The 26,423-nt window shown below is 58.1% G+C and carries 28 protein-coding genes and 1 tRNA gene; 11 read left to right on the forward strand and 18 right to left on the reverse strand.

The window, feature by feature from the left end; genetic code table 11:
* Nucleotides 1-53 precede the first annotated feature (53 nt).
* The 5 genes from pyrH to FHP24_RS19075 form a co-directional block, all read right to left on the reverse strand.
* Nucleotides 54-776: a UMP kinase gene (gene pyrH / locus FHP24_RS19055; protein WP_139677815.1), complete on the reverse strand. Its 723-nt coding sequence runs from the start codon at nt 774-776 to the stop codon at nt 54-56.
* 115 nt (nt 777-891) lie between these two features.
* Nucleotides 892-1,818, reverse strand: a complete 927-nt coding sequence (gene tsf, locus FHP24_RS19060; RefSeq protein WP_139677816.1) for a translation elongation factor Ts — start codon at nt 1,816-1,818, stop codon at nt 892-894.
* A gap of 243 nt (nt 1,819-2,061) precedes the next feature.
* Nucleotides 2,062-2,829: a 30S ribosomal protein S2 gene (rpsB, locus tag FHP24_RS19065; RefSeq protein ID WP_139677817.1), complete on the reverse strand. Its 768-nt coding sequence runs from the start codon at nt 2,827-2,829 to the stop codon at nt 2,062-2,064.
* A 188-nt stretch (nt 2,830-3,017) separates the two neighbouring features.
* Nucleotides 3,018-3,215, reverse strand: coding sequence for a hypothetical protein (locus FHP24_RS19070; RefSeq protein ID WP_139677818.1), 198 nt, complete (start codon nt 3,213-3,215; stop codon nt 3,018-3,020).
* Between the two features lie 115 nt (nt 3,216-3,330).
* Nucleotides 3,331-4,173 carry a cell envelope integrity EipB family protein gene (locus FHP24_RS19075; RefSeq protein WP_139677819.1) on the reverse strand — a complete coding sequence of 281 codons (843 nt, stop codon included), beginning with the start codon at nt 4,171-4,173 and terminating at the stop codon, nt 3,331-3,333.
* 109 nt (nt 4,174-4,282) lie between these two features.
* Between FHP24_RS19075 and FHP24_RS19080 the strand changes: the two genes are divergently transcribed.
* The 4 genes from FHP24_RS19080 (at nt 4,283) to FHP24_RS19095 (ending at nt 7,240) form a co-directional block, all read left to right on the forward strand.
* Nucleotides 4,283-4,753: a RidA family protein gene (locus FHP24_RS19080; protein ID WP_139677820.1), complete on the forward strand. Its 471-nt coding sequence runs from the start codon at nt 4,283-4,285 to the stop codon at nt 4,751-4,753.
* Entirely contained in the window at nt 4,750-5,478 is a 729-nt protein-coding gene (locus tag FHP24_RS19085; protein ID WP_139677821.1) for a glycerophosphodiester phosphodiesterase family protein, read from the forward strand. Before FHP24_RS19080 ends, FHP24_RS19085 begins: the two co-directional genes overlap by 4 nt.
* Nucleotides 5,479-5,499: 21 nt before the next feature.
* Nucleotides 5,500-6,696 carry a GNAT family N-acetyltransferase gene (locus FHP24_RS19090; RefSeq protein ID WP_139677822.1) on the forward strand — a complete coding sequence of 399 codons (1,197 nt, stop codon included), beginning with the start codon at nt 5,500-5,502 and terminating at the stop codon, nt 6,694-6,696.
* 121 nt (nt 6,697-6,817) lie between these two features.
* Nucleotides 6,818-7,240, forward strand: a complete 423-nt coding sequence (locus FHP24_RS19095) for an HIT family protein (RefSeq protein ID WP_139677823.1) — start codon at nt 6,818-6,820, stop codon at nt 7,238-7,240.
* On the opposite strand, the gene FHP24_RS19100 is transcribed toward FHP24_RS19095, so the two are convergent.
* The 7 genes from FHP24_RS19100 to FHP24_RS19130 form a co-directional block, all read right to left on the reverse strand.
* Nucleotides 7,241-7,579 (reverse strand): AzlD domain-containing protein, encoded by a 339-nt coding sequence (locus FHP24_RS19100; RefSeq protein WP_139677824.1) that lies wholly within the window; start codon nt 7,577-7,579, stop codon nt 7,241-7,243.
* Entirely contained in the window at nt 7,579-8,328 is a 750-nt protein-coding gene (locus tag FHP24_RS19105; protein WP_139677825.1) for an AzlC family ABC transporter permease, read from the reverse strand. Before FHP24_RS19105 ends, FHP24_RS19100 begins: the two co-directional genes overlap by 1 nt.
* Nucleotides 8,329-8,421: 93 nt before the next feature.
* The gene (gene clpA / locus FHP24_RS19110; protein ID WP_139677826.1) at nt 8,422-10,947 is read right to left on the reverse strand and encodes an ATP-dependent Clp protease ATP-binding subunit ClpA; all 2,526 of its coding nucleotides are present in this window, start codon (nt 10,945-10,947) and stop codon (nt 8,422-8,424) included.
* A 10-nt stretch (nt 10,948-10,957) separates the two neighbouring features.
* Entirely contained in the window at nt 10,958-11,311 is a 354-nt protein-coding gene (clpS, locus tag FHP24_RS19115; protein ID WP_139677984.1) for an ATP-dependent Clp protease adapter ClpS, read from the reverse strand.
* Between the two features lie 408 nt (nt 11,312-11,719).
* Nucleotides 11,720-11,926 carry a DUF3126 family protein gene (locus FHP24_RS19120; protein ID WP_139677827.1) on the reverse strand — a complete coding sequence of 69 codons (207 nt, stop codon included), beginning with the start codon at nt 11,924-11,926 and terminating at the stop codon, nt 11,720-11,722.
* Nucleotides 11,927-12,040: 114 nt separating this feature from the next.
* Nucleotides 12,041-12,865: a serine O-acetyltransferase gene (gene cysE, locus FHP24_RS19125; RefSeq protein WP_139677828.1), complete on the reverse strand. Its 825-nt coding sequence runs from the start codon at nt 12,863-12,865 to the stop codon at nt 12,041-12,043.
* Between the two features lie 114 nt (nt 12,866-12,979).
* Nucleotides 12,980-13,765 (reverse strand): alpha/beta fold hydrolase, encoded by a 786-nt coding sequence (locus FHP24_RS19130; RefSeq protein WP_139677829.1) that lies wholly within the window; start codon nt 13,763-13,765, stop codon nt 12,980-12,982.
* Between the two features lie 146 nt (nt 13,766-13,911).
* Here FHP24_RS19130 and FHP24_RS19135 point away from each other — a divergent pair, with 146 nt between their 5' ends.
* Nucleotides 13,912-14,157: a zinc-finger domain-containing protein gene (locus tag FHP24_RS19135; protein WP_139677830.1), complete on the forward strand. Its 246-nt coding sequence runs from the start codon at nt 13,912-13,914 to the stop codon at nt 14,155-14,157.
* A gap of 25 nt (nt 14,158-14,182) precedes the next feature.
* Nucleotides 14,183-15,346 carry an FAD-dependent monooxygenase gene (locus FHP24_RS19140; RefSeq protein WP_139677831.1) on the forward strand — a complete coding sequence of 388 codons (1,164 nt, stop codon included), beginning with the start codon at nt 14,183-14,185 and terminating at the stop codon, nt 15,344-15,346.
* On the opposite strand, the gene FHP24_RS19145 is transcribed toward FHP24_RS19140, so the two are convergent.
* On the reverse strand, nt 15,347-16,534 hold the full coding sequence (locus FHP24_RS19145) for a cystathionine beta-lyase (protein ID WP_139677832.1): 1,188 nt from the start codon (nt 16,532-16,534) through the stop codon (nt 15,347-15,349).
* Between the two features lie 358 nt (nt 16,535-16,892).
* Between FHP24_RS19145 and FHP24_RS19150 the strand changes: the two genes are divergently transcribed.
* The 4 genes from FHP24_RS19150 (at nt 16,893) to FHP24_RS19165 (ending at nt 21,192) form a co-directional block, all read left to right on the forward strand.
* Nucleotides 16,893-17,915, forward strand: a complete 1,023-nt coding sequence (locus FHP24_RS19150) for an amino acid ABC transporter substrate-binding protein (RefSeq protein ID WP_139677833.1) — start codon at nt 16,893-16,895, stop codon at nt 17,913-17,915.
* A 119-nt stretch (nt 17,916-18,034) separates the two neighbouring features.
* On the forward strand, nt 18,035-19,234 hold the full coding sequence (locus FHP24_RS19155) for an amino acid ABC transporter permease (RefSeq protein WP_139677834.1): 1,200 nt from the start codon (nt 18,035-18,037) through the stop codon (nt 19,232-19,234).
* Nucleotides 19,235-19,272: 38 nt separating this feature from the next.
* On the forward strand, nt 19,273-20,391 hold the full coding sequence (locus FHP24_RS19160; protein ID WP_394344651.1) for an amino acid ABC transporter permease: 1,119 nt from the start codon (nt 19,273-19,275) through the stop codon (nt 20,389-20,391).
* Between the two features lie 27 nt (nt 20,392-20,418).
* Nucleotides 20,419-21,192 (forward strand): amino acid ABC transporter ATP-binding protein, encoded by a 774-nt coding sequence (locus FHP24_RS19165; protein WP_139677836.1) that lies wholly within the window; start codon nt 20,419-20,421, stop codon nt 21,190-21,192.
* Between the two features lie 53 nt (nt 21,193-21,245).
* Here the strand turns inward: FHP24_RS19165 and FHP24_RS19170 are convergent, their stop codons facing one another.
* The 4 genes from FHP24_RS19170 to FHP24_RS19185 all read right to left on the reverse strand — a co-directional run bounded on the left by FHP24_RS19170 (nt 21,246) and on the right by FHP24_RS19185 (nt 24,292).
* Nucleotides 21,246-21,902 (reverse strand): hypothetical protein, encoded by a 657-nt coding sequence (locus tag FHP24_RS19170; protein WP_139677837.1) that lies wholly within the window; start codon nt 21,900-21,902, stop codon nt 21,246-21,248.
* A 674-nt stretch (nt 21,903-22,576) separates the two neighbouring features.
* Nucleotides 22,577-22,653 (reverse strand) — tRNA-Arg (locus FHP24_RS19175).
* Nucleotides 22,654-22,682: 29 nt separating this feature from the next.
* A complete protein-coding gene (locus tag FHP24_RS19180; RefSeq protein WP_139677838.1) occupies nt 22,683-22,988 on the reverse strand; it encodes an ETC complex I subunit in 306 nt (101 codons plus the stop codon).
* Nucleotides 22,989-23,167: 179 nt separating this feature from the next.
* Entirely contained in the window at nt 23,168-24,292 is a 1,125-nt protein-coding gene (locus FHP24_RS19185; protein WP_139677839.1) for an ATP-dependent DNA helicase, read from the reverse strand.
* A 191-nt stretch (nt 24,293-24,483) separates the two neighbouring features.
* Here FHP24_RS19185 and FHP24_RS19190 point away from each other — a divergent pair, with 191 nt between their 5' ends.
* Nucleotides 24,484-25,326, forward strand: coding sequence for an aldo/keto reductase (locus FHP24_RS19190; protein ID WP_139677840.1), 843 nt, complete (start codon nt 24,484-24,486; stop codon nt 25,324-25,326).
* Here FHP24_RS19190 and FHP24_RS19195 read toward each other — a convergent pair.
* Nucleotides 25,323-26,354, reverse strand: coding sequence for a capsular polysaccharide export protein, LipB/KpsS family (locus FHP24_RS19195; protein ID WP_246091838.1), 1,032 nt, complete (start codon nt 26,352-26,354; stop codon nt 25,323-25,325). The genes FHP24_RS19190 and FHP24_RS19195 overlap by 4 nt on opposite strands.
* Between the last annotated feature and the right edge of the window lie 69 nt (nt 26,355-26,423).

Consider the following 26,423-nt stretch of genomic DNA (forward strand, 5'->3'; position numbering starts at 1 on the left):
CCATCTTGTTATCGGCAAACCTGTTTATCGGACAGCAGGTCCGCGGTAGATTCTCAGTTGTCGGATACGATCGTCTTGAGGCCGCCACCGGTCAAGATCTGCGCGAAGCCGCCTGGCTCATGGATCGAGAAGACGACGATCGGAATGTGGTTTTCGCGGGCCAGAGCGACCGCCGCAACGTCCATGACCGCCAGGCCCTTTTCCAGGACTTCGCTATGGGTCAGCGCGTCGAAACGGGTAGCATTCGGATCCTTCTTCGGGTCGGCGGAATAGATACCATCCACCTGCGTACCCTTGAAGATCGCCTCGGCGCCAATTTCGGCTGCACGCAGGGCGGCGGCCGAATCGGTGGTGAAGAATGGGTTGCCTGTGCCACCGGCAAAGATCACCACCCTGCCCTGCGCCATATGATGGAGCGCCTGGCGCTGCGAAAAGCTTTCGCAGATTTCCGGCATGGCGATGGCCGAAAGAACCACGGTGTCGATGTCGAGCTTGCGCAGCGACGTTGCGAGTGCCAGCGCATTGATGACGGTTGCCAGCATGCCCATGTGGTCACCGGTCACCCGGTCGCCACCCTTGGATGCGACAGCCACGCCGCGAAAAATGTTGCCGCCGCCGACGACGACGCCGACCTCGACGCCCATGCTTCTGGCTTCTGAGATATCCGAGGCAATGCGATCCACTACCGCGACATCGATGCCGAAGCCTTGGCTACCCATGAGGGCCTCGCCGGAGGCTTTGAGAAGAACGCGCTTATAGATGGGCTGAGACGACATGACGGCTCCTTGAAGGGCAAGACGATGCGGAGAGATCAAACGGCTTGCGGATACACGAAGGGCACCGGCTTGTCACCGGTGCCCCCAAGCTTTTCACTGCATTAGCGAACGAAAATCAGCCCTTGGCGACAGCAGCCACTTCTGCTGCGAAGTCGGACTCTTCCTTTTCGATGCCATCGCCGAGCAGAAGGCGAGCCATGCCGGTGACTTCGATCGGTGCGCCGACTTCCTTTTCGGCAGCCTTGACAGCTTCGCCGACGGTCAGGTCAGGGTTGATGACGAAAGCCTGCGACAGGAGAGCAACTTCTTCGAAGAACTTGCGCATGCGGCCTTCGACCATCTTTTCGATGATGGCTTCCGGCTTGCCGGATTCGCGTGCCTGTTCGATGAAGACGTGGCGCTCGCGTTCGGCGACGGCAGCATCGACTTCTTCGGCGCGGACGGCGAGCGGAGCCGTTGCAGCAATGTGCATGGCAACCTGACGGCCGATGGCGTTCAGCGCCTCCTTGTTGCCGGTCGACTTCAGGGCGACCAGAACGCCGAGCTTGCCGAGACGGTCTGCAGCAGCATTGTGAATGTAGGTCGCAACGACGCCGTCTTCGACTTCGAGAGCAACCGAACGACGCAGGCTCATGTTTTCGCCGATCGTGGCGATTGCGTCCTTGATCGTGTCGGTGACCGTCTTTCCGGTTGCCGGATAGGTGGCGGCGCCGACAGCTTCGACGGTACCGTCGGTGGTCAGTGCAACATCGGCAATGCCGCGAACGATCGACTGGAAGGCATCGTTACGGGCAACAAAGTCGGTTTCGGAGTTGACTTCGACGACAACAGCCTTGGTGCCGGCAGAAGCGACGCCGATCAGGCCTTCGGCAGCGGTGCGGCCCGACTTCTTGTCGGCCTTGGCGATGCCCTTGGCGCGCAGCCAGTCGATTGCCGCTTCGATGTCGCCGTTGTTTTCGGTCAGCGCCTTCTTGCAGTCCATCATGCCTGCGCCGGACTTTTCGCGCAGTTCCTTCACCAGTGCAGCGGTGATTTCAGCCATTGTGAGCCTCTTGTCGGTTCTTGTTGCGTGCCGCCGAAAAACCTCGGCGGGCTCAAGGTTTTGGGAACGAATGTACCCGGAAGTATGACAGGGTGATGAAAACCACCTCTGGCCTGCCCTCTCAACCGCGATCGGATGGATTGCGGGCGGACAGGAGCTTTAAACAAACTGAGGCCAGGGATGGTCTCTCTGGCCTCAGTCAAATGGAAAAAGCAGGAGCGGCACGCCGCTCCAACCTTGGCCTTAAGCTTCGGCTTCGCCTTCGAGAGCCGGCTCAACCGGAAGTTCGGCGGAAGCGCCGAGGTCACGGCCCGAAGCGCCCTGCTGGCGAGCGATGCCGTCGATGGCAGCGCGGGCGATCAGGTCGCAATAAAGAGCGATGGCGCGCGATGCGTCGTCGTTACCCGGGATCGGGTAGTCGATGAGGTCCGGATCGCAGTTCGAGTCGATGATCGCAACGACCGGAATGCCAAGACGCTTGGCTTCGTCGATCGCGATCTTTTCCTTGTTGGTGTCGATGATGAACATCAGGTCCGGAACGCCGCCCATGTCGCGGATACCGCCGAGAGCCTTGTCCAGCTTTTCGCGTTCGCGCTCGAGGTTGAGGCGTTCTTTCTTGGAGTAACCGGACTGTTCCGAGCCCAGGATCTCGTCGAGCTTGCGCAGACGGGCGATCGAGTTCGAAATGGTCTTCCAGTTGGTCATCATGCCGCCGAGCCAACGCGAGTTGACGTAATACTGGGCAGAACGCTTGGCCGAATCGGCGATCAGATCGGAAGCCTGACGCTTGGTACCGACGAACAGAACGCGGCCACCACGGGCAACGGTGTCGGACACGACCTGAAGGGCGCGCGACAGCATCGGAACGGTCTGGGCCAGGTCGATGATGTGGATGTTGTTACGATCGCCGAAGATGTACGGCTTCATCTTCGGGTTCCAGCGGTGCGTCTGGTGGCCGAAGTGGATGCCGGCTTCGAGAAGCTGGCGCATAGAGAAATCGGGCAATGCCATGCCTTGTTATCCTTTTCCGGTTGAACCTCCGCAAGGCGAACAGCACCCTCTTCGAGAATGCCACCGGGCGGAACGGTCCGGATTTCTCCCGGACAATCCCATGCCTTACGTGTGGAATGGTGGTGCCCATACAGGCGATTACGGGAAATTGCAAGCGCTGCCGGACAGCTTTCGCTATCCGTCCAACATCAGGCCTTGGCTCCGAGCCTCTGGCGCACCTGCTCTATACCCCCGCGAACATAGATCGTGTGCGGCTGCCCGGCGCTGCCAAGCACGGCAAAAGTGACGATCGTCACCCCTTCCTCGAAGGGCATCACATAGAGAATCTGCGCCGGATTGACGTAGACTTCCTGATTGTGGGTATTTTTAAATCCGATCAATGCCATGAATCACTCCTTAATACGGGGCAACTACAGCCATGAATCCAACACTGTGTCGAGTATCCTGACGTACACATTCAGTACTGCGACCGCGTGTGTCAGCCAGATCGAAAGCGTAGCTTCAGCGTGGCACGGCGGGACATGGATCCTGTTGCGTCTTCAGCAATTCCAGCTTTACCAGACTGCCTTCCAGTGAAAAATCGCCATAATCCATGGTCAGATCGCGGGTAATGCCGTTCTCGTAAAGCTTGAACGACATATTATAGACAGGCGTCGGATCTCCGGCTGCACCATCGTTGAAATACGCGATTGTGACCGGCCAGTAGGGGGTCTTGGCAAATTCGCCGGCCGCACCGGCTTCTGCATCGCTTTTTTCCGGCGTCTCCGCCTTGCCGATCACCGTCGAGGTCAAAAGCGCCTGATCGCCGTTCTCCGAGCCGTCGAACACGCGTGTTTCAAAAATCCGCTTGTTCTCCTTGGCCTGCTGAATGATATCGAGCATGTGGCTGGTCGGAAAAGCACTTGCCGGCAAGTCAACTTCCCTGCCATTCGCACCCTGCAGCTCGACCTTCACCCCGCTTTCGGCCTCGCTCGCATCCCCGGTGACGCTCTTGTCGAGCTGCTCGTCGGTGAAGGATTTGGTCTCGAAATGGAACTGCTTCGCCGACAGGTCTTCGAAGGTCTTGGTCTGCTGGTCGCTGACGCGGGTTTCTTCACCCGTGCTGATCTTCGTCACAAGGCGGAAGTTGGTCGTGAACCCCGTGCAGGCGGAACCGTTGAACTCATAGACCATGCGGCCGAACATGCCCTCGATACCCGATCGCTCCGACGCGTCCTTGAGCTTGAGGTCATAGATCGCCCGATGCGGAATAAGCAGACGTGCAGCATTATCGGCGCTGATCGGCGCGGCGGATGCGACACCGGCACTGGTGACGAGGAACAGCGCGAGGCTCGTGCGCAGCATTCACATTCTCCTGTTGGACTCGGGCGCGGGTGTTATAAGAACGCCATCAGCCAAGGTTATGACCTTGATGAAGGATTTTTGTACGCTTGACAACAAACCGGAGACCGAAATGTCCGATGCCATCGAAAGCCGCCTGGCGGAACTTGGAATTACCCTCCCCGTTGCTGCCGCCCCGGCCGCCAATTATCTGCCGACCCGCATCAGCGGCAACATGCTCTACATCTCCGGCCAGCTCCCGCTCGAAGACGGCAAGATCGCAGCGATCGGCCTTCTCGGTGCGGAAATCGACGTAGCCCAAGGCCAGCGCGCTGCAGAACTCTGCGCCATCAACGTGATTGCCCAGGCGAAGGCCGCCCTCGGTGGCGATCTGTCCCGCATCCGTCAGTTCGTCAAGCTGACCAGCTTCGTCGCATCGGCTCCGAGCTTCACCGAACAGCACCTCGTCACCAATGGCGCCTCCAACCTGATCGCCAACGTTTTCGGCGATGCCGGCAAGCATGCCCGCTCGGCCGTCGGCGTAGCCGGCCTGCCGTTCAGTGCCGCCGTCGAAGTCGAGGCCATCATCGAGATCGAAGCATGACCTCCGCATCCTGGATCAAGGACGTCCCGGTCGCCCATCGCGGCTACCACGACATGAACAAGCAGGTATGGGAAAACACGCTCACGGCATTTGCTCGCGCTGCGGATGCCGCTTTCGCCATCGAATGCGATCTCCAGCTTTCCGCCGACAGCGTTCCGATGGTTTTCCACGACGACAAGCTGGACCGCGTCTGCGGCATCAGCGGTGACGTGCGCGAGCGGACCGCTTCCGAACTTGGGCTGCTTTCGGTAGGTGGCACGGCAGACAAGATCCCGACACTGAGACAGATGCTAGACCTCGTTGCCGGTCGCGTGCCGCTCGTCATCGAAATCAAAGGCCGCAACGCCGAGGAAGATGACGGCTTTGTCGAGGATGTGCTGGAGGTTCTGGAAGGATATCAGGGCAAGGTCGCGCTGATGAGTTTCGATCATCACATCCTGCGCGATCTGAAGCGGGTCGAGGCTCCCTATCCGCTGGGCCTTACCGCCATGGGCGACAAGCCGGAGGAATTCTTCCAGCACGACGAGTCGATGCAGCTGGGACTGGATTTCATCTCCTACCATTGGCCGCACCTGCCGAATTCCTTCATCACCGCCCAAAGACGCGCCGGCACGCCGGTCATTACCTGGACGGTAAGGGATGAAAACGCGCTTGTGCATAGCTATCTTCACGGTGACCAGATAACCTTCGAAGGACTGGATCCACGTGAGATTGCTTCACGCTAAGGAAGTCGTGAATAATCGGGAATGACTGCAGACCTGACGATCCGTATCGAACAATCCTTCGCCGCGATCAGCCCGCAAAGCTGGTCGCGGTTGAGCGGTGCCTCGAAGGAAACCTCCTCCCCCGAGGTTCCATACAATCCATTCCTGTCGCATGCCTTCTTGTCCTCGCTTGAGGAATCCGGCTCGGCGATAGCCAAGACTGGCTGGCTCGGCCATCATGTCCTGCTCGAAAACGATGCCGGCACGCTGGTTGGCGCCATCCCCGCCTACCTCAAGAACCACAGCCAGGGCGAATATGTCTTCGATCATGGCTGGGCCGACGCCTTCGAGCGGGCCGGCGGACGCTATTACCCGAAATTGCAATGCGCCATCCCGTTCACACCGGCGACCGGCCCGCGCCTGCTGGTCTCCGCCGGTTATGATCGCGAGGTGATGCAGGCAACGCTGGCAACGGGTCTCCAGGAGGTGACATGCCAGCTCGGGATATCCTCGGCGCATGCGACCTTCGTGCCGAGCAACGAAATCGAAGCCTTCGAAGATGCCGATTATCTGCACCGCACCGACCAGCAGTTCCATTTCATCAACGAGGGTTACGCGAACCATGACGCGTTCCTGGAAACGCTTGCGTCACGCAAGCGCAAGGCGTTGAAGAAGGAGCGCCGCGCGGCGCTGGAAAACGGCATATCGATCGACTGGCTGACCGGCGCAGACCTTACCGAGGAGATCTGGGACCAGTTCTTCACCTTCTACATGGATACGGGCAGCCGCAAATGGGGCCGACCCTATCTCACCCGTAGTTTTTATTCGCTGATCGGCGAACGCATGGCTGACGACATCCTGCTGGTCATGGCCAAACGCGATGGCCGCTATGTCGCCGGTGCGATCAACTTCATCGGCGGCGATACGCTATACGGCCGCCACTGGGGTTGCATCGAGGAGCATCCTTTTCTGCATTTCGAGGTCTGTTATCACCAGGCAATCGATTTTGCTCTAGCAAAGGGTTTGAAACGGGTGGAAGCCGGCGCGCAGGGCGAACACAAGCTGGCCCGCGGTTATCTTCCCGCCACCACCCATTCCATGCATTACATAGCCCATCCGGGCCTGCGCCGCGCGATTGCCGACTATCTGGAGCGTGAACGTCAGGAAGTCGACGGCATGAGCGAATACCTGTCCGAGCACAGCCCCTTCCGCAAGGGCGAGCGCCAGCAGGACGACTGAACGAAGCAATTTCCAGCAAAAGTGGAACCGGTTTTGCGTCCGGAATTGCGTTGAAAGAAGCAGAGCGGTTCCGCGTTTCAAAGAAAGGCGGAAACACTCTGAAGAAAAGGAGAGGATTTCCATGGGTTACGACGACACCAACATCTTCGCAAAAATCCTGCGCGGCGAAATTCCGTGCCACCGCGTCTACGAAGATGCCGATACGCTGGCTTTCATGGATGTCATGCCGCAATCGCCAGGTCACCTACTGGTGATACCGAAGACACCTTCGCGCAACATCCTTGATGCTGACGCCGCCGTTCTCTCGAAAACCATTCCCGTCGTCCAGAAACTGGCCAAGGCGGCCAAGGAAGCGTTTGATGCCGACGGCATCACGGTGACCCAGTTCAACGAGCAGGCTGCGGGGCAGACCGTCTACCACCTGCATTTCCACATCATTCCGCGCTATGAAGGCGCAGGCCTGAAGCCGCATTCGGGCGGGATGGAAGACAACGCGGTCCTTGCCGCCAATGCGAAGAAGGTTGTCGACGCACTCGGATCCTGATCAGGCCTCGAGCAGAAACAGACCCGCGACAAGAATGGCGACCGGCACGATGACGCCGACCGCCACCTTCTTTCCAGTGGCCAGGAATATGCAAAAACCGATTCCAGCGGCAGCCAGCCTAAGCCAAAGAGGCGAATCAGCCAGCACGCCAGTCGGAAAGACGATCAGTTTGGCGGTAACCGCCATGACCAACGCGGTGGCGACCGCCCTCACCCAGTTGAGTGCTTCGGATTCTTCATTCAGCCGATTGCCGGCAAGCACGCCAAGCCAGCGCCAGAAATCCGTCGCGATAAAACCCGCAACGACGATCAGGACATAGGTGCAGTATTCCTCCAGCATCACGCGCCTTCCTCAACAGCCCGCTGCCGATGACGCCGATAGCGGTCGATCAGATAAGCACAGGTTCCGCCGCCGACGCCGGCAAGCAGAACGTCGAACTGCGGCACGACAAGAGCCAGAATCGGTCCAAGCACGATGCCGACGACGAACGCGATCCGGACCACGGGCTGGCTTGCGCTCGCCCAGATGGATGAGATGAAATAGACCGGCGTCAGCATGAACAGCGCGCCGGCCACGATCGGCGGAAACTGCGAAACGATTCCGTAGCTGATGCCGACGATCAGCGCATTTGTTGAGGTCAGCGTGATGCCGAAACCGGCAAAGAACGCGACGCGATGTTCGCGCGGGACATCACGCAGCCGGGTCGAGGCAAACACCCACGACGTGATCGCGATGAAATGCGAGAGAAACAGCAGAAGCCAGACCGGCGTTTTCGACGTGCGCATCTCCGGAACGATGGAGGCGACCATCGGCATCATGCGGATGGACGACAGCGTCACAGCCAGAAATGACGCCGCGATATTGGCGCCGCCGATCATTGATCCGACGAGTATCATCTGCGCCGGAAGCGCCCATATTCCGAGCGTCATCGCGACCGCTTCGGAACGCGTCAGCCCCGCCTGCACAGCAAACGCGGCAAACCCGACATAGGATGTCATGAGAATGATGGCCGGAAGGGACAGGATGCCGCGCATGCCCGTCAGGAACCATCTCAAGCTTCCGCGCTCATCGCGCTGCTCTAAAGACATCGGCATTCCATTTGCTGTTAATCAAATCCATGCCTACAAACACAAAGATGCCGGGACAAGCCCGGCATCTTTCTTTCAATCGATATGACGCAATTACTTGGCTTTCGGCACTCGCGGAACCGTGCTGCCCTTGCGCGGCTTCGGCGCATCCTCGGCAATCACGTCGCCGTCGTCATCCGCCTTTGCCTTGGCAGAACCACCGGCCTTGCCCTTCGGCGCGGCCTTCTTGGCAGCCTTCGGCTTGACGACCTTGGCTTTCGCCTCGTCTTCGGCTTCCTTGACTTCAGCCTCCGGCTTCGGCTTCACCGGCACAGCTTCCGGAATGGAATCAAGTACCAGCTTGTCCTTGCCATCTTCGCCCTTGCCGACCGTGACACGGACCACACCACCCTTGCGCAGAGCCCCGAACAGGATCTCGTTGGCAAGCGGCTTCTTGATGTATTCCTGGATCACGCGAGACAACGGACGGGCGCCCATCTTCTCGTCGTACCCCTTGTCCGCCAGCCAGGCGACAGCATCCTGATGCAGGTCGAAGGTGACGTTGCGTTCGGACAACTGCGTTTCCAGCTGCATGACGAACTTCTGAACGACCTGATGAATGACATCCGTCGGCAGCGGCGCAAACGGGATGATTGCGTCGAGACGGTTGCGGAATTCCGGCGTGAACAGACGGTTGAGCGCCTCTTCGTCTTCGCCGGAACGCTTGGAGGAACCGAAGCCGAAGGCGGCCTTGGCCATTTCCGAAGCGCCCGCATTGGTCGTCATGATCAGGATGACGTTGCGGAAGTCGATCTTCTTGCCGTTGTGGTCTGTCAGCGAACCATGGTCCATGACCTGCAACAGGATATTGTAGATATCCGGATGCGCCTTTTCGATTTCGTCGAGCAGCAGCACGCTGTGCGGATGCTGATCCACCTGGTCGGTCAGAAGACCACCCTGATCGAAGCCGACATAACCGGGAGGTGCGCCGAGCAGTCTGGAGACCGTATGGCGTTCCATATATTCCGACATGTCGAAGCGCAGGAGTTCCACACCGAGCGAAGCGGCAAGCTGCTTGGCGACTTCCGTCTTGCCGACGCCTGTCGGGCCGGAAAAGACGTAGGAGCCGATCGGCTTGTTCGGTTCGCGCAGGCCGGCACGGGCCAGCTTGATGGCGGTCGAAAGTGCCTCGATCGCCACATCCTGCCCGTAGACCACCGAGAGAAGTTCCTTTTCCAGGTTGGCGAGAACGGCCTCGTCATCCTTGGAAACGGTCTTCGGCGGTATCCGCGCCATCGTTGCGATCGTTGCCTCGATCTCCTTCTCGGTGATCAGCTTGCGGCGCTTGGAGGCCGGCAGCAGCATCTGCGCCGCACCGGTCTCGTCGATCACGTCGATCGCCTTGTCCGGCAGCTTGCGGTCGGAGATGTAGCGGGCCGACAGTTCGACAGCCGACTTGATCGCCTCGTTGGTGTAGCGAAGCTTGTGGTAGTCCTCGAAATAGGGCTTCAGACCCTTCATGATCTCGATCGCATCCGGGATCGACGGCTCGTTGACGTCGATCTTCTGGAAACGACGCACCAGAGCCCGGTCCTTTTCGAAGAACTGGCGATATTCCTTGTAGGTCGTCGAACCGATGCAGCGAATCTGCCCCGAGGACAAAGCCGGCTTCAACAGGTTGGACGCATCCATGGCACCGCCCGACGTCGCGCCCGCACCGATGACGGTGTGGATTTCGTCGATGAACAGCACCGCGCCCGGATAATCTTCCAGTTCCTTGACGACCTGCTTCAGGCGTTCCTCGAAGTCACCGCGATAGCGGGTGCCCGCCAGCAGTGTGCCCATGTCGAGCGAGAAGATCGTCGCATCGGCGAGCGCTTCCGGCACCTTGCCTTCGACGATGCGCTTGGCGAGACCTTCAGCGATCGCGGTCTTGCCGACGCCAGGATCACCCACATAGAGCGGGTTGTTCTTGGAACGGCGGCACAAGACCTGGATCGTCCGGTTGACTTCGGAATGGCGACCGATCAGCGGATCAATGCGGCCGTCCTTGGCCTTGTCGTTGAGGTTGACGCAATAGGCCTTGAGCGCATCCGCCGGCTTCTTGGCGGCGCCCTCTTCCGGCTCGCCGCCACGTGGCGGCTTGGATTCTGAATCCGGCTCTTCGGAACCGCGCGGCGAACGGGTCTGGGAGGAACCCGGACGCTTGCCGATACCGTGAGAGATATAGTTGACCGCGTCGTAGCGGGTCATTTCCTGCTCCTGCAGAAAGAAGGCAGCGTGGCTTTCGCGCTCCGCGAAGATCGCGACGAGCACGTTGGCACCGGTTACTTCTTCACGACCGGAAGACTGGACATGGATGACCGCCCGCTGGATGACGCGCTGGAAGCCGGAGGTAGGCTTCGAGTCTTCGTCATAGCCGGTCACGAGGTTGGCAAGTTCGTTATCGACATAGTCGGCAACGGTCTTGCGCAGGTTTTCAAGGTTGACGTTACAAGCGCCCATGACCGCCGCCGCATCCGCGTCGTCTATCAACGCGAGAAGCAGGTGTTCGAGCGTGGCATATTCATGATGCCGCTCGTTGGCGAAGGTCAGTGCCTGATGCAGCGCCTTTTCAAGACTAGGCGAAAATGTGGGCACGTCGGGTTCCTCACTTCTTTTCCATGACACATTGCAGCGGATGCTGGTGTTGTCTGGCGAAATCCATCACCTGGCTTACCTTTGTTTCCGCTACTTCGTAGGTAAATATGCCGCATTCGCCCACGCCGTGGTTATGAACGTGGAGCATAATGAGCGTGGCAGCCTCCCTGTCCTTCTGAAAGAACCGCTCCAGTATGTGGATGACGAAATCCATCGGGGTATAATCGTCATTCAAGAGGAGTACGCGATACAGGTTCGGGCGTTTCGTCTTGGGCTTCGTACGCGTGATGACCGAGGTTCCGCGGTTGGCGTTATCCCCGTCACCATCTTTTTCTTTTTCCATAGAGATCGGCACTGCGATCATCATTTATCATCCCCAGGTGCCGGCGACCATCTTCAACGTTGTGGCCTGCCGAACTCCAGTCTTTCTAACTTAGTCCATTGGACGCGGATTTTAAGCCCCCTTTGCGGCGGCGCAATCACTATTCCGCCAGAGAACGACCCAACCTGCAAAAATTAACACCCATCAGCCCATCGAACGCAAACGCGAAGCGACCGCACCTGACGATTGTCAGCCACGAACATGCATCGCGTGTGCATGAGATATCGGTGTGGAGGCAAATCTCACAGAGACGGACCGTACCGGCCGTTCTCTATTAATGGGGTTGGAAAGATCGTCTTACAAGGGTGCGAGCGGCTGCCGGGGGCAACGAAAAGCCCCACGAATCGAAAGCGGGCCAAAACGGCCCGCCGATAAATAATGTGCGGTTTATCAGTCCAGGTCGACGTCCAAGATGGCCATCGAGAAATTGTAGGAACGCTCGCCATCCTCGTCATCGACATAAACGACGCCGAGAAACTCTTCGCCAAGATAGACTTCTGCCGAATCGTCCTTGCGCGGCCGTGCCTTGACGATGATCTGCGGGTTCAGAAGGCGCTTGAAATAAGCGTCGATCTTTTTGATTTCGTCGGGCTTCACGACAATCTCCGTTTTCTATTCAAGTTGCGGCGCTTGTTGCATGGGACCGCGGCAAAAGTAAAGCCGACAAGCCCCTGGCCTGCCGGCTTCAACTTGTATTTCACGTTCGGTCGCTCAGTCCTCGGACATCAGCAACTGGTCCATCACGCGCGCCGGTTCTGAACACCCTGCTGTTCCGACCACCTTTGCCGGAACCCCTGCAACTGTGGACTTCGCAGGGACCGGTTTCAGCACCACGGATCCGGCCGCAACGCGCGAGCAAGAACCGATCTCGATATTGCCGAGGATCTTCGCGCCGGCACCGATCAGCACGCCATTGCCGATCTTCGGGTGCCGATCGGCGCCCTCCTTGCCGGTTCCGCCAAGTGTCACGCCGTGCAGGATCGAGACATTGTCACCAATCACCGCCGTTTCGCCGACAACCAGACCGGTCGCGTGATCGAGGAATATGCCCTTTCCGATCCGCGCTGCCGGATTGATGTCCGTCTGGAAAACGCTGGACGAGCAGCTTTGCAGGTAAAGTGCGAAATCACGCCTTCCGCGGGTATAAAGCCAGTTCGCCAGACGATGGGTCTGGATCGCGTGAAAGCCCTTGAAGTAGAGCACGGGCTCCATGAAGCGCAGGCAAGCCGGATCGCGGTCATAGACCGCCTGAATGTCGACGCGAAGGATCGAACCCCATTCCGGCCATTCCTCCAGCATCTCCATGAATGTCTGGCGAAGGAGGACGGCCTGCAGATCCGGATGATCAAGGCGCTCGCAGATCCGATGGACCACACACTCTTCGAGCGAACGATGGTTCAGAACGGTCGAGTACAGAAAAGCCGCGAGAAGCGGGTCGTGCTCGATGGCGAGACGTGCCTCTTCCTTCAACGTATCCCATATTGGATCGACCGTTGTGACGCTATCCTTGATGCGAATGTCCATTCTCGGGGGCATGGCCCACTCCTTTTTGCCCTCGGTTTTCCCAGAGCACATTATATAGAACAACTTTATCGGAACACCAATGCGCGTAAAATCGCATTCCGTTGATCGTTAAGATCAGAGAACCGGCTACCGGCTGGCCAGTTCCGCATAGAATTCCAGAACCGCTTTTTTGAAGACCCTGTCGCCGACCGCCAGCATATGATCGCGGTTCGGAATATCGAGCGCCCGTGCATCCGGCATGAGATCCGCCAGTTCCTGTGCAGATCCGGCGATATCGTCCTTGGTTCCGACGCCGATCAGTGTCGGAGCGTCGATCCGCCCCATGTCCGAACGTGCGACAAGATCGCGCGACCCGCGGATACAGGCCGCAAGTGCTTCTTTATCGCTTTTCGTCTGGTCCGCAAAGGCGCGGAACATCTTGCCGCGCTCGTGGGTGATCGCCTCGACCTCGGGCGCAAGCAACGCATCGGCGATCGGATCCCAATCACCGACACCATCGGTCATGCCAATCCCGAGCCCGCCCAGAACCAGCGACCGAATGCGCTCCGGGTGAGCCAGGGCTGCAAAGACGGAAATTCTGGCGCCCATCGAGTAACCGAACAGGTGAGCTTGCGGGATGCGCAGATGGTCGAGCAGCGCCACCAAATCCCCGGCCATAACCCAAGGGCGATAGGCTTCCGCATCGAGCGGCTTGTCGCTACCGCCGTGACCGCGGTTATCCATGGCGATAACCCTGTAGCCGGCATCACCAAGCGTCTTCAGCCAGCCGGGATGCACCCAGTTGACCAGCGCACTCGAAGCAAAGCCGTGAATGAGAAGCACCGGATCGCCACTCGGATCACCTTCATCAAAATAGCAGAGATTAACTCCGTCATGGACGAAAGACGTGAAGGCGGGCGCATTCAAATTCATCGGGCTGTCCTTTGTTTTCGCCGATCTATAATGGATCGGTGATCGCCACAGAACCCGGTGAAGAAAAAAATCCAGCTGATTTCCCCCTACCCAATCGATGCGCGGGCGGATAATGTCCGGCGAAATCAAGCGGCAGGGAGAAGATCATGGCTGGCCACAGCATTCCTCACTTTCAAAACGATGGCGGATATCCGGTTATCCAGATCGGCGTGAAGGAGTTCATGTGCACCGGCGCCTCCGTGCCCTTCGACCATCCCCACATTTTCATCGATCTCGGCGACGACGTCGAAAAGGTCTGCTCCTACTGCTCAACTCTCTACAGGTATAATCCGGGCCTGAAAGCCGAGCAGACAGATCCTCCGGGCTGCGTTTTCCACGTCAAGGCAGCGTAGACGTAAATTTTCAGGCAGCAAGCCAATGCATCTAGACAGGATTGCGATTGTGGGGGCAGGCATGGCCGGCCTTGCCGCAGCGCTGAGCTTTTCCCGCGTGGGCATAGCTTGTGATATTTTTGAAGAAGCCAATGATCTGGTGGAAGTAGGCGCAGGCCTGCAGATGTCGCCCAACGCTTCTGCGATCCTGCGCGAATTCGGCGTGCTGGAGGACCTCGAAAAGGTCTGGACAGAGCCCCGCGAGATAAACCTTGTCTCGGGCACATCCTTGAAGAAACTGGCCGGTGTGCCCGCAGGTGATTTCGCCAGAAAGCGCTGGAAAGCGCCCTATGGCGTACTTCATCGCGCGACACTGCAGGCGGCGCTGCTTGCAGCGGTGAAACGCAATCCGCTCTGCACGGTCAAGATCGGCACCCCGATCAGAGGAACCCTGCCCCAGGCGGTTCGCGATATCACTGGCACCCCTTATCCATTGGTGATCGGGGCCGATGGCGTCTGGTCCAATGCGCGGGCATCGGTGCCGGACGCGCCGCAACCCGATTTCTCCCGCAACATTGCCTGGCGCTTCACCATTCCTTTGGAGGAGGCGCCCACCTGGCTGGCTCGTGATTGCGTAACCGCCTTCATGGGCCCATCGACGCACCTCGTTGCCTATCCGCTGAAGGAAAAGGCCGCATTCAACATCGTCGCCATCGCGTCCGGCATCAGTCCCGGCGCGACATGGGAAGCGCAGGCGAGCGAAAGCCAGCGCGGCATGCTGATCAAGCAGTTCGGCGGCTGGAATGCGGAGATCATCGCTCTCCTCAGCCGGCCCGCCCGACCGACATTCTGGCCGCTTCATGAAGTGACGTCAGGTCGCTGGCACAACGGTCGAGATGTCGTGCTGATTGGCGACGCGGCCCACGCAATGATGCCGTTTTCTGCACAAGGCGCGGCTATGGCGATCGAGGACGGTTTCGTCCTTGCCAATGAAGTGACGAGGGCAGCCACCCTGCCCGCCGCATTGGCAGGTTTCGAAAGCCTGAGAACAAGGCGCGCTGCAAAAGTGAAGGCACGTGGCTCGTTCAACCGTTTTGCCTATCACGCCCGCGGTCCGTTCCGTATCGGCCGCGATATCGTCCTGTCGCTACGTCCGCCGCAATCGCTCGCGGCGGACCTGGATTGGCTCTACGGCTACCGCGTAGACTGATCAGACAGCTGCGGCGGCCAGGAACCCCTGTTCGAGATCCTGTTGCAGGTCGGCGATGTCTTCGAGTCCGATCTGCAGACGAATGACGGGACCCTCCTCCGGCTGCTTGCGAATCGTCCTGTCCGACAGGTTCACATGCAGAGCAAGGCTCTCGAATCCGCCCCAGGAATACCCAAGACCGAAGTAGGTGAGAGCATCGAGGAAGGCGTGTGCCTTTGCTTTCGCGTTGTCGGAATCGGCCTTCAGCACGAATGAAAATACGCCGCTGGCACCCTTGAAATCCCGCTTCCAGATCGCGTGACCTGGAAAACTAGGTAGCGCCGGATGAAGGACACGCGCCACATCGTCGCGCCCTTCCAGCCACTGGGCGATCGCCAGCGCACTTTTCTGATGGTGCTCAAGACGAATGCCCATGGTCCTGAGACCACGCAGGATCTGATAGGAATCATCGGGCGCACCGCATATGCCCATGAGGATTCGCGTCTCTTCCAGCTTCGGCCACCATTGGGCATTGGCCGAAACAGACCCCATGATGATGTCGGAATGACCGGACGGATATTTCGTCGTGGCATGGATAGATACGTCCACGCCAAAATCGAGCGGCCGGAAATAAAGCGGCGTGGCCCAGGTATTGTCCATCGTCACGACGCAGCCGTGCTTGTGGGCGGCGTCGGCGATTGCGCGGATATCCTGCATCTCGAACGTGTTGGAACCCGGCGCCTCGGTATGCACCAGCTTCGTGTTCGGCTTGATCAGCGCATCGATACCCGCACCTATTTCGGGATCATAATATTCGATCTCGACGCCGAGGCGCGTCAGCATCGTATTGCAGAAATTCCGGCAGGGCGTGTAGACCGAATCGACGATGAGGGCGTGATCACCAGCCGACAGATAGGCAAGGAACGGCACGGAAATCGCCGCCAGACCAGACGGGACAAGGATAGTCCCTGCCGACCCTTCCAGCTCATCGAAAGCAGCACATAGGGCGTCCGTCGTCGGCGTTGCTCGTGTCCCGTAAGAATAGGGCTGGCCACGTTTTTCCATCGTCTCTGAATCGGGAAACAGCACGGTCGAGGCGTGAACGACCGGAGGATTGACGAAGCCGTGATAGGATAGCGGATCGTTGCCGATATGTGCGAGGCGCGTATTGGCGCCAGCGGAACCGAGCATGGAAGTTTTCTTGGTCATCTCGTGGGGGAACTCTCTAGGCGGGAAAACTTTCTTGTCGCGCCACGGAGACTAGAGGTCAAGTCCGGTCGATGCGCCGTAAAGTTGAGTGAAGGTCAGATGCAAAGCATAAAGGCACTCATTTCAGCACATGTCGCACCTAATGTAGGCAAACGCCCATTCACTGGGCATAAAATTTAATTTTACCTTGTTTCAAACGCAATTCATGCTGGTGAGACTTGACCCTCAAAGCATTTGCGAATGAGATAGGCTTGCTTGCCGCTGGAGGGTTGGCATGCAACCGGCCGTATTCGAACAAATATCCAAGGGGAGCGGCACGGTGACATCAGAAAATAAAACACAAACAAAGGTTGGGAAAATGAAAAAGACAATTCTGTCAGTCGCGATTGGCGCTGCAGCCCTGGGTTTGGCCTCGGCAGCTTCTGCAGCCACGCTTGATGACGTTAAGGCAAAGGGTGTCGTAACCTGCGGTGTCAGCGCCGGTATTCCAGGCTTCTCGAACCCGGACGACAAGGGCGAATGGACCGGTATCGACGTTGATTACTGCCGCGGTATTGCTGCTGCCGTATTCGGCGATCCGACCAAGGCAAAGTTCGTTGCCCTGTCGAGCAAGGACCGTTTCCCGGCCCTGCAGTCCGGCGAAGTCGACGTACTGACCCGTAACACCACTTGGACGATCAGCCGCGACACGTCGCTCGGCTTCAACTTCCGTACCGTCAACTACTATGACGGCCAGGGCTTCATCGTGAAGAAGAGCCTCAACGTGAAGTCGGCACTCGAGCTTTCCGGCGCTGCCGTCTGCGTCCAGACGGGCACGACCACCGAGCTTAACCTTGCCGACTACTTCAAGGCCAACAACCTGCAGTACAACCCGGTCGTTTTCGAAAAAGAAGCCGATGCAACCACGGCTTATGACGCCGGCCGTTGCGACGTCTACACGACCGACCAGTCGGGCCTGTATGCAATCCGCCTGAAGATGAAGAACCCGGACGAGAACATGGTTCTGCCGGAAGTCATCTCCAAGGAGCCGCTTGGCCCGGCCGTACGCCAGGGTGACGACAAGTGGTTCGACGTCGTATCGTGGGTTCATTACGCCATGGTCAATGCCGAAGAACTCGGCATCACGTCGAAGAACGTCGATGAGCTGAAAGCCAGCGGCAGCCCGGACATCAAGCGTATGCTCGGCAGCGAAGAAGGCTCCAAGATCGGTACCGACCTCGGTCTGACCAACGATTGGGCCTATAACATCGTCAAGCAGGTCGGCAACTACGGCGAAGTCTTCGACCGCACCGTCGGCCCGAACACGCCGCTCAAGATCGAACGCGGCCTCAACGCTCTGTGGACCAAGGGCGGCCTGCAGTACGCTCCCCCGATCCGTTAATCGGTTACAAGCGCAAAGCAGTCGCATGGAGGTGGATCACATCCACCTCCATGCATTTAAAGTTCCCGTAAGGGCAAAAAGTCTCCAAAAGGAGACATATAAACAAAGGGGATTTGTTTATGGCCGGCATGGCGCTCAATTCCGATACGCCAACTACCAGCAAGAAGGCCTCCTCCCTGATCTATGACCCGAAGGCTCGCGGGATTTTTTATCAGGTACTGACGTTGGCGGTGGTCGTCCTCTTCGTCTGGATGGTAACGCAGAACACGATAGATAACCTGCGAAGAGCCAACATCGCTTCGGGATTCGGTTTTATTCAGGGCCGCGCCGGTTTCGATATCGGCCAGTCGCTGATCGCCTATTCCAGCGATTCCACCTATGGCCGCGCACTTCTCGTCGGCATCTTGAACACCTTGCAGGTGGCCGTCCTCGGCATCATTACGGCCTCGATTATCGGCTTCATCGTCGGCATCGCCCGTCTTTCGCAAAACTGGCTCATCGCCAAGCTGGCGCAGGTCTATGTGGAATTCTTCCGCAATATCCCGCCGCTCCTCGTCATCCTGTTCTGGTACAAAGGCGTTATCGCCGTGCTTCCACAAGCGCGCGACTCCTTCAACTTGCCCTTCCAGACCTACCTCAACAATCGCGGCCTGTTTGTGCCCAAACCGATATTCGGCGATGGTGCTTGGGCAATCGCCGTGGCATTTCTGATTGGCATTGTCGCAACGGTATTCGTGGCGCGATGGGCAAAGCAGCGGCAAATGCGCACCGGACAGCCGTTTCATACGGTTTGGACGGGCTTGGGGCTGATCCTTGGTCTGCCAATCCTCACATTCCTGGCCCTTGGCGCACCGCTAACCTTCGACTATCCGATTGCGGGTCGGTTTAACCTCACAGGTGGTTCGGTCCTGGGACCGGAATTCATCTCGCTTTATCTGGCGCTCTCCTTCTACACAGCCTCCTTTATCGCCGAGATCGTGCGCTCGGGCATCAAGGCTGTGCCGAAGGGCCAGACCGAAGCAGCGAACGCACTCGGACTGCGGTCGAACGCCATCACACGGCTGATCGTATTGCCGCAGGCGCTCAGGATCATCATCCCGCCGCTGACGAGCCAATATCTGAACCTTACCAAGAACTCTTCTCTCGCGGTCGCTTGCGGATTTGCCGACATTTATGCAATCGGCGGCACGATGCTCAACCAGACCGGTCAGGCCGTTGAGATCGTCGCCCTCTTCCTTATCATCTATCTGTCCATCTCGATTACCACGGCAATATTCATGAACTGGTTCAATGCCAAAATGGCGCTGGTGGAGAGATAATAATGGCAATCAACTCTTCGACTTTCATACGCCAGGACATGTTGGCGCCCCAACCGGCACCGCTCGGCGTCAGCGGTGCATCGCACTGGTTCCGGACCAAGCTCTTCGCAACGCCGAAGGATACGGTCCTGACCATCCTTGCGCTTGCCCTGCTCGCCTATCTAGTCCCGGGCATGATCAACTGGCTGTTCATAGACGCCGTCTGGACCGGCTCGGACCGCACCGCATGCGCAACCGTCATCCAGGGCGGTGTCCTGCCTGATGGTCAATCCGGCGCATGCTGGGCGTTTGTCGACGCAAAATTCCAGCAGTTCATGTTCGGTCGCTACCCGCTTGAGGAACGCTGGAGACCGATCCTCGTTGCGGTGCTCTTCGTGATCCTGCTCGTTCCGATGCTGATCCCGAAGGTTCCCCACAAGGCATGGAATGCGCTTGCGCTGTTCATCATCCTGCCCTTCATCTCGTTCTTCCTGCTGATTGGCGGCTTTGGCCTTCCGCATGTCGAGACCCAGCTTTGGGGCGGGTTGATGGTAACGTTGATCCTCTCCTTCTTCGGGATCACCGTATCGCTGCCATTGGGCATCCTGCTGGCGCTCGGTCGACGTTCTCAGATGCCGGTGATCAAGACGCTCTGCGTTATCTTCATCGAGATTATCCGCGGCATTCCGCTCGTCACGGTTCTGTTCATGGCAAGCGTCATGCTGCCGCTGTTTTTGCCGAATGGGTGGACATTCGACAAGCTGCTGCGTGCGCTGATCGGTGTTTCGATCTTCTCGGCGGCCTATATGGCTGAAGTTATCCGCGGCGGCCTGCAGGCTATTCCGAAGGGTCAGTTCGAAGGCGCGGATTCGCTGGGGCTGAGCTACTGGCAGAAGATGCGCCTGATCATCCTTCCGCAGGCGATCAAGCTGGTTATCCCGAGCATCGTCAACACCTTCATCGGCCTGTTCAAGGATACGTCTCTCGTGTCCATCATCGGCATGTTCGACCTTTTGGGCATCGTCACGCTCAACCAGTCGGATGCGAACTGGTCGACGCCAGTGACGCCGATAACAGGTTACGTCTTCGCTGGTTTCATATTCTGGCTTTTCTGCTTCGGCATGTCGCGATATTCCGCTTTCATGGAGCGGCACCTCGACACGGGCCACAGGCACTAGCCACAACAAGAGTTAAAGGGGAAAACAATGGCTGAAGCCCTAACCAAAAAACTGACCGTTTCCTCGACTGAGGTTGCCGTCGAAATCATCGCGATGAACAAGTGGTACGGTGATTTCCACGTGCTGCGCGACATCAATCTGAAGGTGATGAAGGGCGAGCGTATCGTCATTGCAGGGCCTTCGGGCTCCGGCAAGTCAACGATGATCCGCTGCATCAACCGGCTGGAAGAACACCAGTCAGGCAATATCCTCGTCGACAATATCGAGCTCACCAACGATCTGAAGAAGATCGACGAAGTGCGCCGCGAAGTCGGCATGGTGTTCCAGCACTTCAACCTTTTCCCGCATCTGACGATCCTGGAAAACTGCACGCTGGCACCGATCTGGGTACGCAAGATGCCGAAGAAGGAAGCCGAGGAAGTGGCGATGCACTACCTCAAGCGCGTCAAGATCCCGGAACAGGCAAACAAGTATCCGGGTCAGCTCTCCGGTGGCCAGCAGCAGCGCGTGGCGATCGCCCGCTCGCTCTGCATGAAACCGAAGATCATGCTGTTCGATGAGCCGACCTCGGCGCTCGATCCGGAAATGGTCAAGGAAGTGCTCGACACGATGGTGAGCCTTGCCGAGGAAGGCATGACCATGCTGTGCGTCACCCATGAAATGGGCTTTGCCCGTCAGGTCGCCAACCGCGTCATCTTCATGGACCAGGGCCAGATCGTCGAGCAGAACTCACCTGCCGAGTTCTTCGACAATCCGCAGCACGAGCGCACAAAGCTGTTCCTCAGCCAGATCCTGCACTAGAAATCGTCAGGACATCCATCTGGAAAGGGCGCCTCACGGCGCCCTTTTTCGTTTCACCATTTGTAGGAATAGTTGGCATTCACGCTGGAGACGGTCGTTGCATCCGTGAAATTTCTGTTCACGTTGCCGCTGAGCGTGATGTTGTCGCCAAGCGGTTGCTCGAAGCCTAAACTGGCGCCCACTGCTGAAAAACTCGCAGAACTGTTGGCGACGGCGACGAATGCCGTTCCGGTTTCGCGCTGCCTCAGCTTGATGGATTGGCTTGCGTCGAGCCCCGCCCAATCCTTCTGCGCGCCGTCGTAACGGACCGCATAGGTGGCCTGGCGCTCCACGTTGAATGACGGCGTGGCAATCTGCTTCTCGTAATAGTTCATCGTGATGGCGGCGCTGCCCGCAATGCCATCCATGTTGATCCCGATATCGCGGCTCATCTGGGATGCCGGCCGCTTTCTATCGACGGTCTTGATCCTGCTCCAGAACTTGAGAGGCGTGTTCACCACCTCGCCGGTCTTGGATGAATCGACACCGACATTGAAGCCGGCCTCGGTTTCGAGCCGCACGGGAAGCCGCATGCCCAGCTTCACCGAATAGCTGGTGTCGGAATTTTTGATGGGTTGCCAGATCAGCGGACGCTCATCCGCGCGGCTCGAGCTTGAAGTAAAGGCGGCGAGCAAGACCCCGCTCGCCATAGCGAGAAAATGTCTGTTCATATGTATCCCCACTCGAAGGCTCAAAAACAATGCAAGGGCCGGGGCCGCCCCGCGCGGCCCGCAAAAAACCATTTCAGTGTATTGAAGGCGCCGAACCTGGAACTCCTGCTCCCGGCGCCAAATCTACCTTCCCCTGCGTGACGCAACGGAACCGATGGGAAGAATGATACCTCACAATGCGCTGCAGCGAAATTCCAAAAGCCGTTTCGCATATGCGAACAAGGACAGGTAAAATCTCACCATGCAGGAACAAAATTGGCGTTAAGCCGTTGCTCTCCGCTCATCTGAGGGAGAGAATCCGTGAATCTCACGTTCGCGTCAGCGCTATTGATTGTCTTGGCTCCAGTGTTGGCGGAAAACGCCTCTGCCGCGTCGATAACCTATGGCAGCGTCGGAATTATTCGGGGATCTGAGATAGACGATCGCTATATCACCACAAGAGACGCCTGCATGCTGGAGGCATCGACGCCACCGCGCGGAAATCCCCGCACGGACAACTTCTATAGTCAAGCCTCTCTGAGAGCCTGCCTCTACCGCCACGGCTTTTCAAGCAAAGGGGATTACGTTTATCCGGTGCCCCTATTCGGAAGCCCTGGGCGCATATTCTGATGTATTAGCAGGAAAACTGCAGCTTTCGGCCACCGACTACACATCGTCTAAGTCATTGAGAATATTGGCGACCCCTGCAGGAATCGAACCTGCGACAACCTGCTTAGAAGGCAGGTGCTCTATCCAGCTGAGCTAAGGGGCCTCTGGGCGGCAGGTTATCTGCCGCGTCAATCAATGTGTCCAGGGCTGCAGGCGGTTGAAACGGAAGTTATCCGTATATGACAACGACTGCCGGTTTGCTTCTTTCGGGTGGATAACCCGGTATTCAATGCCCTCGCGCTGAGCATAGGCTTCCGCCAGTTCCTGCGTTTCGAAAGTCAGCCGCAACTGCTGCTTCATATCGCCTGAAGACGTGTAACCGAGGATCGGATCGATGCTACGCGGCGTTTCCGGATCGAATTCAAGAACCCAGAGACGGGCCTTTGCCTTGCCAGACTGCATTGCAGTTTTTGCAGGACGATAGATCTTAGCAGCCATGAGTTCATCAACCCCATAAATCTCTCAGCATTCCAGACATGCAACATGCCTGAAAATTCTGCCAACTGACTCAACGTCAACTGCAGCTTTGCTGTTAAAACGCTTTTGCCGCGTCCCCGGTTCATTGTCAACGACCAGTATAACCGCAAAGCCGAGCCAGCTACAGCAAGTCCCTGCCCTTATCTCACAATCGTCAGCGTCTCGGCAGCACGGGTAATGGCCGTGTAAAGCCAGCGTTCGCGTGTATCGCGAAATGCATAACTCTCGTCGAACAGAACCACGTTGTTCCACTGCGAACCCTGCGCCTTATGGCAGGTCAGCGCATAACCATAGTCGAATTCGTCATAACGCTTGCGCGTCGACCACGGAATTTCTTCCTCGCTCTCGAAGGCAGCCTTGAGCAGCTTGATCTTAGCTGCACCGCGATCCATGTCGTCGTCTTCCGGCCGGATCATCAGGTTGATGCCGGGTTTTACCGTTTCGCGCGAGGAACTCATGACCTGCCAAAGCGAGCCGTTGAGCAGCCCCTTGACCTGATCGTTGCGCAGGCAGACCAGCTTGTCGCCCGATTGAGGATAGTCGGCGGTAAAGCCCTTCAACTCGCGCAGGCGCTGGTTATAGCGTTTGCGGGTGCGATTGGTGCCGACGAGCACCTGGTCGGCGTCCATCACAAGCTCCTGGGTCACCTCGTCCCGAGAGATCACCTGCGCCTTGCCGTAATCGCCATACATGATCTCCTTGCCTTCGCGCACCTGCATGGCAATCTGGATGATCGGATTGTCCTGCGCTTGGCGATGGATGTCGGTCAGCAGATAATCAGGGTCCTGCTCGGTGAAGAAACCACCGCCGGACACGGGCGGAAGCTGGCCGGGATCGCCCAAAACCAAGATCGGCGTACCGAAACTCATAAGGTCCTTGCCGAGCGCCTCATCGACCATCGAGCATTCGTCGATGACGATAAGCGCGGCCTTGGCGACCGGGCTCTGGCGATTAATGGCGAACATCGGCGAGATCGAGGTTTTGCCGGTCTCTTCGTCTTCCACCGCCTCCTCGCCGCGCGGGCGATAAATCAGCGAGTGAATGGTCTTCGCGTTACGGGCACCTCTGGAGCGCAGAACCTGCGCCGCCTTGCCGGTAAAGGCCGCAAACAGAACCTCGCCGTCCACATGCTCGGCAAAATGTTTGGCAAGCGTTGTTTTGCCGGTACCGGCATAGCCGAACAGGCGAAAAACCTGGCTACGCCCGTCCTTCAGCCAGCGAGAAACGGCCTTGAGGGCCTCGTCCTGTTGCGGTGCAAATTGCATGCGGCGACTTGGCAGGATTCTCGACGAAAGCGCAACAGAAAAGAACGAAAGATGAATCAAAGGCAGGGATAAGACGGCGTGTTTTTATGATCGAGCAGATTTGTCGCGGAGAACATGGACTAGCCGCCGCTTGGCTTACCGTAAGAAAGCCTTAGGTTAGCCTTTTACAGGCCAGTCCGAGGTTTTGCGACATGTCAGACATTTCTTCTGCAATTCTCCCCTCCGGCACCTTGCTGCCAGCGCTCGGGCTTGGAACCTGGAAGATGGGTGAAAATTCCAGCACTGCCGAGCAGGAGGTTAAAAGCCTCAAACACGGGCTCGATCTCGGCATGACGTTGATCGACACGGCAGAAATGTATGGTGAGGGTGGGGCCGAAATCATCACCGGAAAGGCGATTGAGGGACGCCGCGACGAGGTGTTCCTCGTCAGCAAGGTCTATCCCTACAATGCCAGCCACCAGGGCGTCATAGACGCCTGCGAGCGCAGCCTTCAGAGGTTGAAGACCGAACATCTGGACCTCTATCTTCTTCATTGGCGTGGCGAGCATGATCTTGAAGAGACCGTTGCCGGGTTCGAGCAGCTGCGCAGGTCAGGCAAAATTCGCGAATGGGGCGTGTCCAATTTCGACGTCGAGGACATGGAGGATCTGATGGAGGTTGAGGACGGTGAAAAATGCGCCGCCAATCAAGTACTCTACAATCTTGCGCGCCGGGGCATCGAATACGATCTCCTGCCATGGTGTCAGGAGCGCGGCATTCCTATCATGGCCTATTCTCCTATCGAACAGGGCCGCATCCTGCGCAACACGGAACTGATCCGCATCGCCAAGGCCTATCAGGCAACACCGGCCCAACTCGCCCTCGCCTTCGTTTTAAGAACGCGCAACACAATCGCCATCCCGAAATCCAGCGATCCGCATCGTGTCGAGGAAAATGCCGGAGCAATCGGGTTGGAGATCAGCAGGGAGGATTGGGCAGCGCTCGACGCGGCCTTCGCGCCACCCTTTCGCAAACATCCGCTGGAAATGCTTTAGGTTAACAGCCCCGCGCGTCCGGCAACGATCGCATCGATCGTCTTAAACACATCCGTCGCCTGCCACGTCTCGGGATTGCGGTAGATGGGATAACCGATGAGAGCGGCAGCGGCGAGTTGGTCGATGCTGCGCTTCATGCCACGGCGTTTCGAGACGATCTTTCGGGCAGGTTCGCTCATATGATCGTCGGTCAGGCCCCAGCCGGCATAAAACGGCGCCGCGTAACAGCGCACCGGCACGCCGCGCAGCAGAGCGTCGAAGCCGAACTGGCTTGCCACCGTCCAGACCTCGTCGACCACCTTCAGGATCGAAGCCGCCGACACGGGTTCCGTTGACAGGGTAACGCCCGGCCGGCCTGACGCCATTTCGGTGAGATAGCCCTTCCGATAACCTGCAATCACGTCCGGATGGGTGCGAACGATACAATCAGCACCGCTCGCCAAAGCATCGTTGAGCATGATCGAGAAGGAAGCCGCAGAGCCCAGCGACAGCGGAACGGAAACGTCCCCCCTCACCTGGTCGATGAGAAGAATTCTCCGCTTGCCGCTTTGTTCGAACCTCGGTTCCTGATGGGGCAGATGATTGTATTTCGACAGACCGTGTAGAACGATTGCCTCACGGATATCCTTTGCACCTTGTCCATCTTTTTCGGACGCATCGATGATGAGCCGCTCCAGGCGTGATGATCTGGATGCATCCATCGAAAGAGCCAGATCGTCGGCAACGATGGAAAGCGGCAATACACCCGATTTCCCGAGTTGCACGGAGCGGAGAAATCCGTCCTCAAGCCGCCAATGCGGCAGACGGCGGGCCGTGGCGATCGTCTCCGTCATCTTCGCGACGATGCGACCGCCCCAGGCAATCGTCCCGCCGAGATCAGGAGCAAAGCAATTCTGGATGTCCGACAGTCCGAGATAATCCTTGACCCACGGCATGTCCTTGCGAAGCCAGCGCATAGCACCGAGCCGCGTCTCGACGGGGGGCAGCCAGGGCTTCCCCCCGATCTTGCCGGGATCATTATATTTCAAGGCAACGACCGTCCACGTTTGAACCGAGTTGTCATCGCCTATCCCGGACGGCCGCTTTTGTCGAATCCC

The sequence above is a fragment of the Aliirhizobium smilacinae genome (assembly GCF_006335145.1).
GTDB classification, from domain to species: Bacteria; Pseudomonadota; Alphaproteobacteria; order Rhizobiales; family Rhizobiaceae; genus Neorhizobium; species Neorhizobium smilacinae.